Raw genomic sequence first — 16,691 nt, forward strand, 5'->3', positions numbered from 1 at the left:
CCGTGACTTGACCAACTGTGACCTGACGAGTAGCACGATGGCTGATTTACCGATCGACGACCTTAACGTTGCCTCCAACGAAACCCTGATCACTCCGGATCAGCTCAAGCGCGAAATCCCGCTCACTGACGCTGCTCTGCGCACCGTGGTGCAGGGCCGCGAGGTGATCCGCAATATCCTCGATGGCAAAGACCATCGCCTGTTCGTGGTGGTGGGCCCCTGCTCGATCCATGACATCAAGGCCGCTCACGAATATGCCGAGCGCCTGAAGGTGCTGGCAGCCGAAGTGTCCGACAGCCTGTACCTGGTGATGCGCGTGTATTTCGAAAAACCGCGTACCACCGTCGGCTGGAAGGGGCTGATCAACGATCCGTACCTGGATGACTCGTTCAAGATCCAGGATGGCCTGCACATTGGCCGTCAATTGCTGCACGACCTCGCCGAAATGGGCCTGCCGACCGCCACCGAAGCGCTCGACCCGATCTCGCCACAGTATCTGCAGGACTTGATCAGCTGGTCGGCGATTGGCGCCCGCACCACCGAATCCCAGACCCATCGCGAGATGGCTTCCGGCCTGTCTTCGGCCGTCGGCTTCAAAAACGGCACCGATGGCGGCCTGACGGTTGCAATCAACGCCCTGCAATCGGTGTCCAGCCCGCATCGCTTCCTCGGCATCAACCAGGAAGGCGGCGTGTCCATCGTCACCACCAAGGGCAACGCCTACGGTCACGTGGTTTTGCGCGGCGGCAACGGCAAGCCGAACTACGATTCGGTCAGCGTCGCCATCTGCGAGCAGGAGCTGAACAAAGCCGGTATCCGTCCGAACATCATGGTCGATTGCAGCCACGCCAACTCCAACAAGGATCCGGCCCTACAGCCATTGGTGATGGAGAACGTCGCCAATCAGATCCTCGAAGGCAACCAGTCGATCGTCGGCCTGATGGTCGAAAGCCACCTCGGCTGGGGCAGCCAGTCGATTCCGAAGGATCTGCGCGAACTCAAGTACGGCGTCTCCATCACCGACGCCTGCATCGATTGGGACAGCACCGAGAAAACCTTGCGCGGCATGCACGCCAAGCTCAAGGACGTACTGCCCAAGCGCCAGCGCGGCTGATACCCGCAGACACAAAAACGCCGGGCAATGCCCGGCGTTTTTGTGTCTCTGCTTCGAACCTTTCAGCTCTTCGCCACGTGCCGCTGGCGACGCTCCATGTAGCGCTCGACATAGGAGCAGGAGGGAATCACCGTATAACCCATGCCTTCGGCGTACTCCAGAGCCCGCTCGGTCAAGGCCGCAGCGATGCCACGGCCACGTAAGGAGTTGGGCACAAAAGTCCGATAGATATCCAGCGTTTGCTTACCCAGGTCCATATAGGCCAGGTAAGCACGATCACCATCCACAGTGGTCTCGAATTGATGACCGGCCTGGTCATGGTTGATAGACAACGCCTCGCTCATCACAACTCCTCAGCGGGTCTTAAAACATGACCCTTACCTTATCGATCTTTTCCAAGCGAAGAAACATCTCCGCCGACCCCGCGCCAAACTGGACACTGAGGAACGCCTTGCCGTTCTCCACCTTGCGCAGCACACCCTGATAGTAGGTGCCCTCATGGGTGATGAACTGCAAACGCTTACCGGAATAATCCTGCAAGCTGGCTACGTTGACGAACTCATATTGCGGCGCAGCACCCGCGGACTCAACTTTTTCTGCGACTACCACCTCGTTGCCCTGCGCCTCCTTGACTGCACCCGGATCAACCCAGGCGAACCCCAGCGGCGCTACCAACTGCTGATTGATCAGCAGGCTTGGACGTAGCATAGCCAATACATCCTTCGCCTCGAAGAACTGCAAACCGTCCCAGGTCATGCCTTCAGTCGGATTGAGCTCCAGGCGCAACGACTGCGGGTCTTTCAGGTAGCGTTCATAGGCCGCGAGCACTGGCTGATCGAGAGCGATACGCTGGCTGCGCAACACTCGATCAAACTGCTCGACCGCCGTTTTCAGATAGACCTCCGTGCTCTGCCCAAGCTTGCCCGCACAGTATTCCTGCACCTTGCGCTGATACTGGTTGTCATTCAGTTCGACCGTTACCAGCGCCACCTTAGGTGGATTGACCCGCAGGTCGCCGGGCTTTTCCGACATATTGGCCAACGACAAGCCCAGACGTACCTCACCCATCTCGCGGGTGTCGGAGGTCAGGTTAAAGGTCAGTTTCTGCGCACCCGGCTGGAACAGATAGGAAAACTGCGCATCGGTTTCAAAGGTGCGATAGCCCATATCCAGCAACTCGACAGTACCGATGTTGCGCACCTTGCCGCACGCCACCTCACTCATTGCGGTGAACAGGCTGCGCTCCGCCGGGGCGTCATACAGTTGTTGCATGAAGGGACCATGAACATCCAGCGCCAGACCTTTGAGGCTGACGGCCATCTGCTCCGGGAACTTGCCTTCGGCCAGGCGCTCCTTGAACCGCAGCAGCTCACCGAGGCCATTGAACTTCAGCTCCGCGTGCTCTACACGCACGCTATCGCCCAGGGCTGGCGCGCGCACAATGACCTTCTCCAGACCAACACGGCCATCGAAGGAAGACGTGATGCCGCCATAGCTGACGTCCATAATCGGCGACAACTGCGCGATGGCATCGTCCATGATCGAGCGCACCGACAACCAGAGCGACAGCTTGATCAACACGGCAATCGCCAACGCCGAGAGCAGGCCCCACTTAACAATCTTCGACATGTAGACGTCCTTGATGTCTGATGACACGCTCACTGCTGTAAGCCTAAGCGGCCGAGCTTATCAGGCCAGCATATTGCCAGTCACTGCTCGACACTAAGCAAACCCGCTCAGTTGGCATTAATGTCGTAAATGAGACGGAGCAGGATGACGGGCCGATAAAGTTGTGCGTAGTTACCCTCCAGGGCAGCCAAGCGCAACCTCATCGCGGGTCAGCGGCTTGCCACATGCATGACAGGCATGTTTCAGCAAACCCTGAGCATAGTTGGATATTTTTTATACAAAGACATTGCGAGTTGCTTAACAAACACTCAACTGGCTGAAAAAAAGTGTCGTGCTGGCGCTCTGTCAGTTTACTTACTACAAGTAATGAGTAGTATGTAGACCGGCTAATTCCTCGAGCTCGGGGAATTGCTTTATGGAAAAGTCCACCTTAAGGGGAACACAATGAACAACGCTCTGAAATTCTCTGCTCTGGCATTGGCCGCAATTCTGGCTACCGGTTGCAGCAGCGTATCCAAAGAAACTGAAGCCCGTCTGACTGCAACTGAAGACGCAGCAGCACGTGCTCAGGCTCGCGCTGATGAAGCCTACCGCAAGGCTGACGAAGCTCTGGCCGCTGCTCAGAAGGCTCAGCAAACTGCTGACGAAGCCAACGAGCGCGCTCTGCGTATGCTGGAAAAAGCCAGCCGCAAGTAATAGTCTTCCGAGACTATATAAGCCGGTCCATTCATGGGCCGGCTTTTTTTTGCCTGGATTTTGCCAGAGCCAAGCAAGTAAGGCGCAATAAAAAGCCCGCTGCGCGTCACCACGCAGCGGGCTTTGAACAGCCGTTATCAGATAGCGTCGAGCGGATTGCTCGCCACTGCCGGGCTCGGCTCGGCGATTTCCACTGGCAGGCCATCTTCGGCAGCCACCACCTCGCGCACCACTTCCCAGTTCAAATGCAGGTTGCTGGATAGATCATCGCGCTTGAGCAAGGCATTGATCACCGCAGTGTGCTTGTCGACCACCGACGGCACGCCGTTATCGTCCAGCGGCGTGTGCGCCTCGAGATAGACCTTGCCGCCGCTGGCACCAAACTTGTAGGGGTCGTTGAGGATGCGCACCTTGGTGCCCACCGGCGCCATGCTGGAAAGCTCCAGCACATTCTGGTTCAGCATACGGAAGCAGCCGTGACTGACACGCATGCCGATACCGAACTTCTTGTTCGAACCATGGATCAGGTAACCCGGTACGCCGAGGGTGAACTTGAACGGCCCCAGCGGGTTGTCCGGACCTGGCGGCACCACGGTCGGCAGCGGGTCGCCATCGGCCGCATGCTCTTCGCGAATCGACTTGGGCGGGTACCACGCCGGATTCGCTGTTTTGGCTGTGATAGTGGTCGCCGCGATGGGCGAACCCCAACCTTCACGGCCAATCCCCAAGGGATAGGTGTGTACGACGTTCTGCCCCTTCGGGAAGTAGTACAACCGGTATTCCGCCAGGTTGATGACGATGCCTTCGCGCGGGCCCGGCGGCAGCACGAAACGCGTCGGCAAGACGATCTCAGTGCCCTCGCCCGGCAGCCAGGGGTCGACGCCCGGGTTGGCCGCGACCATTTCCAGGTAGCCCAGGTCGTTAGCCACGCCGATATCGGCAAAGGTATCTTCGTACTTGGCCTTGATCACCTGGACCTGGCCGACGATATCTTCGCCGGGTGGCGGCAAAGGCAGCTCCAAGGCTGCGACCGGGCCCACCGAAAACAGCGCGGCGAGCGACAGGGAACGGGCGACGGCAGGAGCGCGCGACAACATCCGGAAATCCTTGGTGAAATTCAGCTGATTGGAAAAAACGCGATTGTACACGTGCACATCGGTTGCTGGGAGGGCTCAGACGCCCGGCCACATTGGCCGATCACCGCCACGCTGCGCCTGCAGGGTGGCATAACAGGCCGAACACAGGCGCTTATCACGCAGCATCGGCTTCTCCACGTCCAGCCAGCGCGGCTGCGCTGGCAGCAAACCGCCACACAGGGTGCGATCGGCAAAACCGCTCAATTCAAGCTGACGGGCAACCAGATGCAGGCGCACTTCGCGGCAGGCGAACAGGTCAAGCTGCTCGTCTGGCTCGATCAGTTGATAGGCATGCAAAGACCAGGCGGGACGCGGCATCGAGGGCTCCTGAGCGGGGCCGCCACCTTAGCTGAAAGGCGGCGCGCGGAAAAGCCTCAGAGCAGTGGTTTCAGGACCGGCCAGAGATTATCCAACAAGCGTGGCTGGGCAGCGGCCGCAGGATGAATGCCATCGCCCTGCATCAGCTCCGGCACGCCCCCTACCCCTTCAAGGAAAAACGGCACCAGCGGCACCTGTTTTTCCTCGGCCAGGGTGGTGAAGACCTGAGCAAACGCCTTGTTGTAGCGTTCGCCGTAATTGGGCGGCAGCCGCATGCCCAGCAGCAGCACCTGAGCCCCTTGGGCACGGGCATCATTAATCATCGCCGCAAGATTCTGTTGCAATTGCGCTGGCGGCTGGCCACGCAACCCATCATTGCCACCCAACTCGATGATCACCACGCTCGGCCGATGCTCTGCAAGCAGCGCCGGCAGGCGCGCCAAGCCACCTGCACTGGTGTCGCCACTGATCGAAGCATTCACCACTTTCTGCTCGAATCCATCCTCGCTCAGACGCTTTTGCATCAAGGCGACCCAGCCCTGGCTTGTTTCCAGGCCCAAAGCGGCGCTGATACTATCGCCAACGACCAGCACGGTGCCCGCCGCAGCCCCTTGAGCCCACAGCAACAGCATCAGGGCACTACTCAACCACCACGTACGCATCGGACTCTCCATGAGCGCAAGCATTCTCTCTGCGCGGAACCTTAGCAAAGTGGTTCCCAGCGCGGAAGGCGATTTGACCATCCTGCACGATCTCTCGCTCGATCTCATGCGCGGCGACAGCCTGGCCGTTGTCGGCACTTCCGGCTCGGGCAAATCGACTCTGCTCGGTCTGCTTGCCGGCCTCGACCTGCCCAGCGCCGGCGAGGTGATTCTGGCCGGGCGCAGCCTGGGCACACTGAACGAAGACCAGCGCGCACGCGTGCGTGCGGAGCATGTGGGCTTTGTCTTCCAATCCTTTCAGTTGCTCGACAGTCTCAACGCACTGGAAAACGTCATGCTGCCACTGGAGCTGGAAGGTCGCCGGGATGCCCGCGAGCGGGCGCGCAACTTGCTCGAACGGGTAGGTCTCGGCCAGCGCCTGAGCCACTCGCCGCGCCAGCTCTCCGGTGGCGAACAGCAACGCGTGGCGATCGCCCGCGCCTTCGCCGCCGAACCCGATGTGCTGTTTGCCGACGAACCCACCGGCAACCTCGACAGCCACACTGGCGAGCGCATCAGCGACCTGTTGTTCGAACTGAACCAGGAGCGCGGCGCCACCCTGGTGCTGGTCACCCACGACGAGCGTCTGGCCCATCGCTGCAAACGCCTGATTCGCCTCGAAGGCGGTCATCTTGTCGACCGCGTGGAGCCCTGATGGCACGCCTGCCTTTTGCTCGCCTGCTAGCCATGGCCGTGCGCCAGTTGCGGCGCGATGCCCGCTCCGGCGAACTGCGCGTGTTGTTCTTCGCCCTGCTGGTGGCCGTCGCCGCCAGCACCGCCATTGGCTATTTCAGCGCCCGCTTGAACGGCGCCATGCTGCTGCGCGCCACCGAATTCCTCGGCGCGGACCTGCTGCTCAGCGGCAGCTCGCCGGCCAGCCCGGAACAAATCACTGCGGGCAAACAGCTGGGCCTGCAACACGCACAGGTGGTGGAGTTTTCCAGCGTGATCGCCACCGATGCGGCCATCCAACTGGCCAGCGTCAAGGCCGCCGACAGCGCCTACCCGTTGCGCGGCGAGCTGAAAAGCGCCGCCGCGCCCTTTCAGACGGAAACCGCCGGTGGCGGCCCTGGCGCGGGCGAAGCCTGGGTCGAGTCACGCCTGCTGGCCGCCCTCAACCTGGAGATCGGCGACAGCGTCGAGGTCGGCAGCAAAACCTTGCGACTGTCCCGGGTGCTGACCTATGAGCCTGACCGCGCTGGCGACTTCTATAGCCTGACACCCAGGCTGCTGATGAACCTCGACGACTTGGCCGCCACCGGCATCGTCCAACCCGGCAGCCGCGTGCGTTACCGCGAACTGTGGCGCGGCAGTGCCGAAGCGCTCGCCAGCTATCGCCAGGCAATCAAGCCCGCCCTCGCCGCCCACCAGAAACTCGAGGATGCGCGCGATGGCAATCGGCAGATCGGCGGCGCACTCGGCCGCGCCGAGCGTTACCTGAACCTTGCCAGCCTGGCCGCCGTGCTGCTCGCCGGTGTCGCGGTGGCGCTCTGTGCGGCACGTTTCGCCGCCCGACGCTTTGACGCCAGTGCCCTGCTGCGCTGCCTGGGCCTGTCGCGGCGCGAAGCCTTGGGTCTCTATAGCCTGCAACTGGCCATACTCGGCTTGGCCGCCAGCGGCGTCGGCGCCCTGCTGGGCTGGCTGGCGCAACAGGGGTTGTTCTATTTATTGCAGGGCCTGCTGCCCGCCGAAGTCCCGGCCGGTGACCTGTTCCCGGCCTTGGCCGGGATCGCCACGGGCCTGGTGGCCTTGGCAGGCTTTGCGTTGCCGCCATTGGCCGCCCTTGGCCGCGTGCCGCCGTTGCGGGTACTGCGCCGCGACCTGCTGCCGGTGCCGCCGAGCTCTTGGCTGATCTACGGTGCCGCCCTGCTGGCGCTCAGTCTGATCATGTGGCGTCTGAGCCTCGATCTGAAACTGACCCTGGCCCTGCTCGGCGGCGGTCTGCTTGCCGCACTGCTGCTCGCCGGCTTGCTGGTGTTCGCCCTGCAGGGCCTGCGGCGTTTGCTGGCTCGCGCCCCCCTGCCCTGGCGCCTGGGCCTCGGCCAATTGCTGCGCCATCCACTGGCCGCCGCAGGCCAAGCGCTGGCCTTCGGCATGATCCTGCTGGTCATGGGGCTGATCGCGCTGCTGCGCGGCGAACTGCTCGATAGCTGGCAAAATCAACTGCCACACAATGCACCCAACCATTTCGCCCTGAATGTGCTGCCCGCCGAAAAGGACGCCTTCGCCGCCCGCCTGGCAACACTCTCGCCACATCCCGCACCGCTGTATCCGGTGGTGCCAGGCCGCCTGGTAGCCATCAACGGCGAACCGGTGAAACAGGTGGTGAGCAAGGACTCGACCGGCGATCGCGCCATCCGCCGCGACCTCAGCCTGACCTGGGCTGCCGAATTGCCCGAAGGCAATAGCCTGAGCGCAGGCGCCTGGTGGAGCAACGCGAACGCCAGCGATGCGTTACCCGGCGTCTCGGTCGAAACCAAGCTGGCCGAAAGCCTGCAATTGAAACTCGGCGACCTGCTGAGTTTCAGCGTCGGCGGGCTCGACCGGGATGCCCGAGTCACCAGCCTGCGCGAGGTCGACTGGGACAGCTTCCAACCCAATTTCTACATGGTCTTCGAACCCGGCACCCTGCAAGACCTGCCTGTCACCTACCTGACCAGCTTCTACCTGCCGCCGCAGCAGGAACGGCAACTGGTGGAACTGGCCCGCGCGTTCCCCGCCGTGACCCTGCTGCAGGTCGAAGCCCTGTTGGCGCAACTGCGCAGCATCCTCGCCCAGGTCACCTTGGCGGTGGAATATGTCCTGCTCTTCGTGCTGGCCGCCGGCCTGGCGGTGCTCTTCGCCGGCCTGCAGGCGACGCTGGATGAACGGATTCGCCAAGGCGCGTTATTGCGGGCTCTGGGAGCCGAACGCGGGCTGTTGATCAGGGCGCGACGGGCCGAATTCGGCATGCTTGGCGCCGCCAGCGGCGTGCTGGCGGCACTGGGCTGCGAGCTGGTGAGTTTTCTGCTCTACCGCTTTGCCTTCGACATGGCCTGGCAGCCGCACCCCTCGCTGTTGCTGCTGCCATTGCTGGGCGCCCTACTGGTAGGCGGCGCCGGCGTACTGGGCACCCGGCGTGCGCTGAACGCCAGCCCACTCACCGTACTGCGCGAGGGCTGAGCTTGTTAAACTCGATCCCCCTTCTCAGCACTGGAACACCATGAGCCGTTACCGCCCACCGCGCAGCGCTGGCACCCCGCTGATCACCCCCGAAGGCGAAGCCCGGATGCGCGCCGAGCTGCACGAACTCTGGCATGTGCGTCGCCCGCAAGTCACCCAGGCCGTCAGCGAAGCGGCCGCGCTGGGCGATCGTTCGGAGAACGCCGAATACATCTACGGCAAGAAAATGCTGCGCGAGATCGACAGCCGCGTACGCTTTCTCAGCAAACGACTGGAAAACCTCAAGGTGGTCGGCGAGCATCCGTCCGATCTGAACAAGGTCTATTTCGGCGCCTGGGTCACGGTCGAAGACGAAGACGGCCAACAGGCGCGCTACCGCATCGTCGGCCCGGACGAGCTGGACCTGAAACAGGACCTGATCAGCATCGACTCGCCGCTGGCCCGCGCCCTGATCGGCAAAGCGTTGGATGCCGAGGTGCGCGTTCAAGCGCCGACCGGCGAAAAGACCTGCTACATCGTCGACATCGAATACCGCTGAAGTCCGCCGCTCAGCGCCGGGTAATCAGCCCTTGGCGCGCCACCCGCAGCAGTTCCCGCACCACGCCCGGCATACGCTCGGCAGTCGGCGCCTGCACCACTGCCAGATCGAAACGGTCGGAGGCAAAACGCGCCAGCGACTCGTCATCGCGGGCAAACTGGATCAGGAAGGTGCGCGAGCCCTGCCAGCGCTTCGGCCAACCATCGAGATAACGCAACAAGGTGGGCTGATGATTGCCGCCGAGCAGAATCTTCGGATTGCGCTGCACCCAGCCGCAGGTAATCGGGGCCAGGCGCACCAAGGGCTTGGGATTGAAGTTTGCAGAGCTGTTCATAAGGTGTGTCTCCGCCTCAACAATTCGCCGGGCAGCGGTGAGAGGCGACACCGAACCAGCGCTTTAGCGGTATTTCGAAGCCTTGATGAATGACTTCTATCAGCGACCTTGGTGAAAAGGTGCTTGGCGCCCCGCAAGTAGCTGTTTAAATCGGCGCATGGGGCGGAATCCTAGAGAAACGCAGGCAATACTGTCAAGACGCCCTCGCGGAGCAGCCGCCATGAGCACACCACCGCTGCGTCTGTTCTTTGCCCTCACCTGCCCACCTGAGCTGGCCCGCAGCATCGCGAGCTGGCGCGACGACCTGCAACTGGACGGCCGCCCGGTTGCCCCAGGCAACCTGCACCTGACCCTGGCCTTTCTCGGCAGCCAGCCGCGCGGCCGTCTGGACGAACTCAAAGCGCTTGCCGCCAGCCTGCAGACACCGGCCTTCACACTGCAGTTACAGGTGCTGCGCCGCTGGCGCAATGGCCTGCTCTACCTTGCCCCCGAGCAACCCCCGGCCGCACTGCTGACACTGGCCCAGCGGCTACGCGAGGAGTTGCTGCGCGCCAGTTTCAGCCTTGATAGCAAGCCGTTTCGGCCGCACCTGACCCTGGCTCGCCACTGCCCCCTGTTTACCGTGGATGCCAACCCATCCTTTGATTGGCCGGCCAGCGAATTTGCCTTGTTCGCCTCGGAAAACAGTGCCCGCGGCACCCACTATCGACCACTTGAACGTTGGCCATTAGCACCGAACGGCAACGCCATCGTTTCACCCCGTAACAGGCAAACGCGCTTGCAACGTCCGTGAAAAACCGACATTCCTGCGCTTAAGTGCGTTTCAGAGCGGCTGCGGGCCGATGCCTGGAAATGGCATGAATCCTGCGCTGTGCCTTGCGCTGAAGTACGCGCCCGCGGATGGGCGTGGTGGCTCGCAAGGATTGCGTCTTTCGCCTCATTCACACCCTTACGAGAGCACCCATGAATAACAATAAGACCCTGCTCGCCCTCTGCCTCACGTCTGGCCTGTTGATTTCAGGCCAAGCCGGTGCAGGCTTGTTCGGCTCGACCGGCTACACCCAGACCAAGTACCCCGTGGTTCTCGCTCATGGCATGCTGGGTTTCGACAGCATCCTCGGCATCGATTACTGGTACGGCATTCCCTCGGCCCTGCGCAGCGATGGCGCCAAGGTCTACATCACCGAGGTCAGCCAACTGGATACCTCCGAAGCGCGCGGCGAACAACTGCTGGCCCAGGTGGAAGAGATCGTCGCCATCAGTGGCCAGCCGAAGGTCAATCTGATCGGCCACAGCCATGGTGGCCCGACCATCCGCTACGTCGCTGCCGTGCGCCCCGACCTGATCGCCTCCGCCACCAGTGTGGGCGCGCCGCATAAAGGCTCGGCCACGGCCGACTTCATTCGCCAGGTTCCGCCAGGCTCGGCGGGCGAAGTCCTGTTGAGCGGGATCGTCAACGGCCTCGGCACTCTGATCAACTTCCTGTCCGCCAGCTCCAGCACCACCCCGCAGAATGCGCTGGGTTCGCTGGCATCACTCAACAGTGCCGGCGCCGCCGTATTCAACGCCAAATTCCCGCAGGGCATCCCGACCACGGCCTGCGGCGAAGGTGCCTACAGCGTCAACGGCGTACGTTATTACTCATGGGGTGGCACCAGCCCGCTGACCAACATCCTGGACCCCAGTGACCTGCTATTGGGCGCCAGTTCGCTGACGTTCAACGGCAGCGCCAACGATGGCCTGGTCGGCCGTTGCAGCTCGCACCTGGGCCAGGTGATCCGCGATAACTACCGGATGAACCACCTCGACGAGGTCAATCAGGCCTTTGGCCTGACCAGCCTGTTCGAAACCGACCCCGTCACGGTTTACCGCCAGCAGGCCAATCGCCTGAAAAACGTCGGCCTGTAAACACCGACAGCGGGGCCCCACCGGGCCCCGGCTTTTCGTTGAGCATGCCGGCCATGCCCCGCATTCATGAGTAGTACCCCGTGAAGAAACTCTTGTTGCTGCTACCTGTCGTGTTCGCCCTCTGTGTTGCGGCGATGCTCTACCTGCAACCAACCCTCATTCCGGCCACCCCGCCCTCGACAATAGCCCCCATCGCTGCAGTTCATCCCTCCAGCAACCAAACCTCGGCTGCCTCAAGCCTGGCTCCCGCGGCACCGTTGCCTGCCACGCTGCAGCCGCTACCACCGTCCTTCAAAGGCACACAGGTCGACGGTAGCTTTCAGGTCGATGGCAGCGGCAACCTGCTGATCAGCACGGACATCCGGCGGATCTTCGATTACTTCTTGAGCTCGGTCGGTGAGGAGTCCTTGCCCGACAGCGTCAAACGGCTGCAAGGCTACATCGCCAGCCAGCTCGAACAGCCCGCCGAGAGCCAAGCCCTGGCCCTGCTCGAGCAGTACCTGAGTTACAAACGGGAACTGGTGCTGCTGGAGCGCGACCTGCCGCAACTGAGCAGCCTCGACCTGATCCGCCAGCGCGAAGACTCGGTGCAGGCCCTGCGTGCGCGGCTGTTCAGCCCCGAGGCGCACCTGGCGTTTTTCGCCCAGGAAGAAGCCTACAACCAGTTCAGCCTGCAGCGTCTGGCCATCAGCCGTGACGACAGCCTGGATGCCGCCGCCAAAGGCGCCGCACTCGATCGCCTGCGCGCAAGCCTGCCTGCCCAGTTGCAGGACAGCGTGCTGCCACAATTGCAGAATGAACTGCATACCCAGACCGCCCAACTGCAAGCCCAAGGCGCCAGTGCCGAACAGATCCGTGCGCTGCGCCAACAGTTGGTGGGCACTGAGGCCACCGCGCGCCTGGAAACGCTGGATCAGCAGCGCGCAGCCTGGGGCCAGCGGGTGGCGAGCTACAGTGCCGCCAAGGCCAGGATCGAAGCCGAGCCCGGACTGAGCCCTGCGGATAAGGATCAAGCCATCCGCCAACTGGCCGAGGAACAGTTCAACGAACAGGAACGCCTGCGCCTGGATGCCGCCGTCCAGCTCGCCGCCACGCGCAACCAGGGCAAACCCTGAAACGTCGAAAGCCCGCACAAGGCGGGCTTTCGTTTGTCACTGATGATTCAAGCTTCAGCTGGCGATGCGGCGATCCAGCGAGAGCTTGCCAGCCCCTTCGACCAGCAATACGGCACTGATCAGCGCCAGGATCATGGCGTATTCATAACCATTGGCGGTGATGAAAAAACCGTTGACCCAATGCACGGTGAACATCGCCACCAGCATCGCCACTACCAGCGAAATCGCCGCCGGGCGCACCAACAAACCGACCACCAACGCCAGGCCGCCAAAGAACTCCGCACTACCGGCCAGCAGGGCCATCTGGTAGCCAGGGGTGATACCGATGCTTTCCATCCATTGGCCGACGCCCACCAGGCCGTAACCGCCGAACCAGCCGAACAGTTTCTGCGCACCATGGGCGGCGAAGGTCAGGCCGGCGACTACCCGTAGAAGAGTAATGCCATAACCCGCCTGGGTAGAGAGCACGGATTTGATCAGGTTATTCATTGCGGTGATCCTTTGCTTATGAAGTGTTGGTGACGTCTAGCCTAGAAGATATTTTCGATATTAAAACCGCAAATTATGGCTAATAATCATCGAACAATAAGATTATTTACGTGAGCTCGCTACCCGCCCCCGGGGCTCCAGGGTATAGCGTTCACGGTCATAGGCCAGGTAGTACTTGTTGACTGCGTTGACGTAGCTGGCCACCCCCATGCCGATCTGCTCCATGGCAATCCGCTCGACCTGGAAGAACCACTGATTGGGGTTCAGCCCGCGGCGCCGCGCTTCGGCGCGAAAACCTTGCACACGCTGCGGGCCCAGGTTGTAAGCGGCCAGGACAAAGGCCATGCGCTCGCGCTCGTTGATCTGCGCGCTGCTGAAAAAGCTGCGACGCAGCATGGCCAAGTACTTGGCGCTGGCCTGCACGTTGCCGTCCAGCACCTGTACATTGCTGACGCCGACACTACGCGCAGCCGCCGGGGTGATCTGCATCAGCCCGGTCGCCCCGCCTGCACCGCGTGCCGCCGGGTTCATGGTCGACTCCTTGAAGGCCAGCGCGGCCAGGGTCAGCCAGTCGAAATCGTGCTGCACGGCATAGCGCTGCAACACCGGGCGGACTTTCTCCAGACGCTGGCGATCCGCGCGCGCCAACGGGTAATGCACCTTGTAGAGGCGTCGATAGACACGCTGGAACACCGCGTCCTGATCCGTCGGGTTGCGATAGGTCTTGAGAAAACGGTCGATGCTGGCACGCAACATGGGTGCATCACGGCGCACGAACCAGTTGATATCGCCGTCGTTGGCCAGTACCAGGTGGCGTTCGATACGCAACTTCGGCATGACCTTGAGCCAGCGCTCGGCAATTGGCTGCTCCACCGCCGTCAGACTGAAGATGCCGGCCTGCACCATCTCCAGCACGTCCTCTACCGCCAAACTGGGATCGACCCACTCGATCACGATGGGCGGCAGCTTGCGCAGCGCCAACTTCTGATTGACCACGCGCAGCGCCTCGGCGGCGGCACTGCCCGCCGGCAGCGCCAGGCTGCGGCCCGCCAATTGCTCCAGACGCTGGTAACGCCGGTTACCCTGACGGCCTACCAGAACCAGCGGCACATCATTGCCAATCGCCACACTCGGGCTGACATCCTGACCGCTGCGCGCATCGAGCAATTCACCTGGAACCACCAGGTCGCCCTCGCCACGCTGCAGCGCGCCGAGCAACTGGTCCTTGGCTTTGGGGATGATTTTCAGGCTCAGGCTGCGGCCATCGCGGGCATTGCGATTGAGGTATTGCTCGAAAGCCCGCAGACGGTGATATTCCACGCCAATCGCCTGGCCCTTGATCTCACCGGAGCTATTGCGGCTCTGGTTGATCAATACCCGCAATACCCCGCTGCTGCGAATTTGCCCCAGGTCGCGGGCATCGCTCGGGTGCTGCCAGCCTTCCGGCGGCCCAGCCAGACGCGCAGCGGCCGTTAACGGCAACAGCGCCAGCAGGCAGAACAGCATCAGCAGCGGTCGCGTCATCAAGTCTCCAGAAGAAGGTCAGGTGCAGCCAGCCTGACCGCCTGAGAGCACTGCGCCCGAAAAAAGTTCCAGGTGCGCGCGGGGCGCGGAGGTTCGCATAGCACGCCCACGGATACCAGCCTTAGTATGTATCGACATTAACAACAAACTATAACTATATGTAATTGTTGGTTTTATAGATAAACAAACAGCTCTGTTATGCTGCACCGCTCAGCCTTGAGGTAGCACCATGCAACTCATCGACATCGGCGTCAATCTGACCCACGCCAGCTTTGCGCAGAAGCATGAAGCAGTCCTCGCTCGCGCCTATGCCGCGGGCGTTGCGCAACTGGTGCTCACCGGCACCAGCCTGGAAGGCAGCGAACAGTCCCTTGAGCTCTGCCGCCAATGGGATGACACCGGCAACCGCCTGTTCTGCACCGCCGGCGTTCACCCGCACGACGCCAGCAGTTGGAACAGCGCCAGCGCCAGCCAGCTCAGCGCCCTGCTCAATGAGCAACAGGTGCGTGCCGTCGGTGAATGCGGGCTGGACTTCAACCGCGATTTCTCACCCCGCCCGCAACAGGAAAAAGCCCTGGAAGAGCAACTGGCGCTGGCCGTGGAGCTGCAGCTGCCTGTCTTCCTGCATGAGCGCGATGCAGACCAGCGCCTGCTGGAGATTCTGCGCGACTTCCGTGATCGTTTGCCGGCGGCGGTGGTGCACTGCTTCACCGGCGAAAAACGCGCGCTGTTCAACTACCTGGATCTGGACCTGCATATCGGCATCACGGGCTGGATCTGCGACGAGCGCCGTGGCACTCACCTGCATCCCCTGGTACGGGAAATTCCCGTCGGCCGACTGATGCTCGAAAGCGACGCGCCCTTCCTGCTGCCCCGCAGCCTGCGGCCGAAACCGAAGAACGGCCGCAACGAGCCGGCCTTCCTGACGGAAGTCTTGAAGGAGCTCGCCCTGCACCGGGATGAAAGCCCAGACTACTTGGCCAGCCACAGCACCGCCTGCGCGCAGAAGTTCTTCCGCCTGCCGCCCGCCCCTGTCACGGCTGCCGAAATCGACGGCGACTGAGAAACGCGGGCCGAATCCAGAGTGTGTCCGTTTGTTCCTGCTGACCTACCTCGCCCCCCTCAGGGGCGTGATGCCTGTGCGCTTCCGAGCCAGGCAAGCAGGCCCTCGGCAGCGGACTCTAGCCGAATACCGTCACGGTTTGCCGGCTGATCGCAAGCAACTCGCCATCCGCCGTCCACAGCCCGGCGGCGATGTGGCCGTAGCCATCGCGGGCATGCTCGATCTGCGCGCGGTACAGGCACCAGTCGGCAGTGCTCAGGTTCGATAGTGGCTGCACGAACTCGACGGTCCAGGTCAGTGAGCTGCCCGGTGCCGGAGCGCTCAGATGCGACAACACCGCCGGCGGCCAGGCATCGACCAACGCCAGGAGATGAGACTCCTCGACCACCTCGGCTGCGCTTTCGCCGCGCAAACGTACCCAGCCGCCCATTTCCCGCGCCGGGTTATTGGTGAAAGGCATGCCGCCCAGCCCCCAGCGCATGGCCAGGTAACGGGTGAATTCCGGGGTTACGCCAGCGATGTAGGGCAGCTCCTGGCATTCTTCAGCGGGTTTGATCAGCGGTGCCGGCTCGGCCATGACCTTGATCACCGACTCACGCGAGGCGCCGAAGCTGCCCTGCACCAGGGTCACGACCTGGCCATTCTGCATGGCACGCCCGAGCACCTGGCTGACCGCCTTGCCTTCGCGCAGCACCTCGACCTCGAAACTCACCGGCGTATCCACGGCCAATGGCCCGACAAAGGTGATCGCCAACGAGCGCACCGGGCGCCCTGCCGGCACCCGCGCACGCATGGCTTCGTACACCAACATCGCCGCCACCCCACCAAAAACCGCGCGCCCCTGCCCCCAGGCAGCGGGCACCACGACGGACTGCGGATTGGTACGTACCGCTTTAAGCAACTCGGAAAAGGTCATGCTTGCCTCGGAACTGAAATGCGTCCGCGATTTTAGGCGATAGGCCGC

18 protein-coding genes are annotated in these 16,691 nt (G+C 62.3%); 9 read left to right on the plus strand and 9 right to left on the minus strand.

The annotated features are described in order from the left end of the window. Positions 1-37 precede the first annotated feature (37 nt). The gene (locus AC3IYG_RS12735) at positions 38-1,114 is read left to right on the plus strand and encodes a 3-deoxy-7-phosphoheptulonate synthase (protein WP_489308886.1); all 1,077 of its coding nucleotides are present in this window, start codon (positions 38-40) and stop codon (positions 1,112-1,114) included. Between the two features lie 62 nt (positions 1,115-1,176). Here AC3IYG_RS12735 and AC3IYG_RS12740 read toward each other — a convergent pair whose 3' ends face one another. Together AC3IYG_RS12740 and AC3IYG_RS12745 are read right to left on the minus strand one after the other, a co-directional pair. Next, a complete protein-coding gene (locus AC3IYG_RS12740; RefSeq protein ID WP_489308888.1) occupies positions 1,177-1,458 on the minus strand; it encodes a GNAT family N-acetyltransferase in 282 nt (93 codons plus the stop codon). A 19-nt stretch (positions 1,459-1,477) separates the two neighbouring features. Continuing rightward, a complete protein-coding gene (locus AC3IYG_RS12745) occupies positions 1,478-2,743 on the minus strand; it encodes a hypothetical protein (protein WP_489308890.1) in 1,266 nt (421 codons plus the stop codon). 444 nt (positions 2,744-3,187) lie between these two features. On the opposite strand from AC3IYG_RS12745, the gene oprI reads away from it, so the two are divergent. Next, on the plus strand, positions 3,188-3,439 hold the full coding sequence (gene oprI, locus AC3IYG_RS12750; protein ID WP_489308892.1) for an outer membrane lipoprotei OprI: 252 nt from the start codon (positions 3,188-3,190) through the stop codon (positions 3,437-3,439). 137 nt (positions 3,440-3,576) lie between these two features. Here the strand turns inward: oprI and AC3IYG_RS12755 are convergent, their stop codons facing one another. The 3 genes from AC3IYG_RS12755 to AC3IYG_RS12765 form a co-directional block, all read right to left on the minus strand. Continuing rightward, positions 3,577-4,536, minus strand: a complete 960-nt coding sequence (locus tag AC3IYG_RS12755; protein ID WP_489308894.1) for a L,D-transpeptidase family protein — start codon at positions 4,534-4,536, stop codon at positions 3,577-3,579. A 75-nt stretch (positions 4,537-4,611) separates the two neighbouring features. Next, on the minus strand, positions 4,612-4,893 hold the full coding sequence (locus tag AC3IYG_RS12760; RefSeq protein WP_489308896.1) for a hypothetical protein: 282 nt from the start codon (positions 4,891-4,893) through the stop codon (positions 4,612-4,614). Positions 4,894-4,949: 56 nt separating this feature from the next. Further along, positions 4,950-5,555 (minus strand): arylesterase, encoded by a 606-nt coding sequence (locus AC3IYG_RS12765; protein WP_489308898.1) that lies wholly within the window; start codon positions 5,553-5,555, stop codon positions 4,950-4,952. A gap of 10 nt (positions 5,556-5,565) precedes the next feature. On the opposite strand from AC3IYG_RS12765, the gene AC3IYG_RS12770 reads away from it, so the two are divergent. The 3 genes from AC3IYG_RS12770 to greB are packed head-to-tail and all read left to right on the plus strand — an operon-like array spanning position 5,566 to position 9,294. Continuing rightward, complete coding sequence (locus AC3IYG_RS12770) at positions 5,566-6,249, plus strand: ABC transporter ATP-binding protein (RefSeq protein WP_489308900.1); 684 nt, start codon at positions 5,566-5,568, stop codon at positions 6,247-6,249. Then, the gene (locus tag AC3IYG_RS12775) at positions 6,249-8,756 is read left to right on the plus strand and encodes an ABC transporter permease (RefSeq protein ID WP_489308902.1); all 2,508 of its coding nucleotides are present in this window, start codon (positions 6,249-6,251) and stop codon (positions 8,754-8,756) included. Before AC3IYG_RS12770 ends, AC3IYG_RS12775 begins: the two co-directional genes overlap by 1 nt. 40 nt (positions 8,757-8,796) lie before the next feature. Continuing rightward, the gene (greB, locus tag AC3IYG_RS12780; RefSeq protein WP_489308904.1) at positions 8,797-9,294 is read left to right on the plus strand and encodes a transcription elongation factor GreB; all 498 of its coding nucleotides are present in this window, start codon (positions 8,797-8,799) and stop codon (positions 9,292-9,294) included. A gap of 10 nt (positions 9,295-9,304) precedes the next feature. On the opposite strand, the gene AC3IYG_RS12785 is transcribed toward greB, so the two are convergent. Further along, positions 9,305-9,628 (minus strand): hypothetical protein, encoded by a 324-nt coding sequence (locus tag AC3IYG_RS12785; protein ID WP_489308906.1) that lies wholly within the window; start codon positions 9,626-9,628, stop codon positions 9,305-9,307. A 220-nt stretch (positions 9,629-9,848) separates the two neighbouring features. On the opposite strand from AC3IYG_RS12785, the gene thpR reads away from it, so the two are divergent. The 3 genes from thpR to AC3IYG_RS12800 all read left to right on the plus strand — a co-directional run bounded on the left by thpR (position 9,849) and on the right by AC3IYG_RS12800 (position 12,651). Further along, on the plus strand, positions 9,849-10,421 hold the full coding sequence (gene thpR / locus AC3IYG_RS12790) for an RNA 2',3'-cyclic phosphodiesterase (RefSeq protein ID WP_489308908.1): 573 nt from the start codon (positions 9,849-9,851) through the stop codon (positions 10,419-10,421). A gap of 170 nt (positions 10,422-10,591) precedes the next feature. Next, positions 10,592-11,536 (plus strand): triacylglycerol lipase, encoded by a 945-nt coding sequence (locus AC3IYG_RS12795; RefSeq protein ID WP_489308910.1) that lies wholly within the window; start codon positions 10,592-10,594, stop codon positions 11,534-11,536. An 80-nt stretch (positions 11,537-11,616) separates the two neighbouring features. Next, the gene (locus AC3IYG_RS12800; RefSeq protein ID WP_489308912.1) at positions 11,617-12,651 is read left to right on the plus strand and encodes a lipase secretion chaperone; all 1,035 of its coding nucleotides are present in this window, start codon (positions 11,617-11,619) and stop codon (positions 12,649-12,651) included. 54 nt (positions 12,652-12,705) lie between these two features. On the opposite strand, the gene AC3IYG_RS12805 is transcribed toward AC3IYG_RS12800, so the two are convergent. Continuing rightward, positions 12,706-13,140, minus strand: coding sequence for a DoxX family protein (locus tag AC3IYG_RS12805; protein WP_489308914.1), 435 nt, complete (start codon positions 13,138-13,140; stop codon positions 12,706-12,708). 102 nt (positions 13,141-13,242) lie between these two features. Beyond that, positions 13,243-14,664 carry an MltF family protein gene (locus AC3IYG_RS12810; RefSeq protein WP_489308916.1) on the minus strand — a complete coding sequence of 474 codons (1,422 nt, stop codon included), beginning with the start codon at positions 14,662-14,664 and terminating at the stop codon, positions 13,243-13,245. A gap of 229 nt (positions 14,665-14,893) precedes the next feature. On the opposite strand from AC3IYG_RS12810, the gene AC3IYG_RS12815 reads away from it, so the two are divergent. Then, positions 14,894-15,727 (plus strand): TatD family hydrolase, encoded by an 834-nt coding sequence (locus AC3IYG_RS12815; RefSeq protein WP_489308918.1) that lies wholly within the window; start codon positions 14,894-14,896, stop codon positions 15,725-15,727. 118 nt (positions 15,728-15,845) lie between these two features. Here the strand turns inward: AC3IYG_RS12815 and AC3IYG_RS12820 are convergent, their stop codons facing one another. Further along, on the minus strand, positions 15,846-16,643 hold the full coding sequence (locus tag AC3IYG_RS12820; RefSeq protein ID WP_489308920.1) for an acyl-CoA thioesterase: 798 nt from the start codon (positions 16,641-16,643) through the stop codon (positions 15,846-15,848). Positions 16,644-16,691 lie beyond the last annotated feature (48 nt).

The organism is Pseudomonas sp. KH_027 (assembly GCF_057838565.1).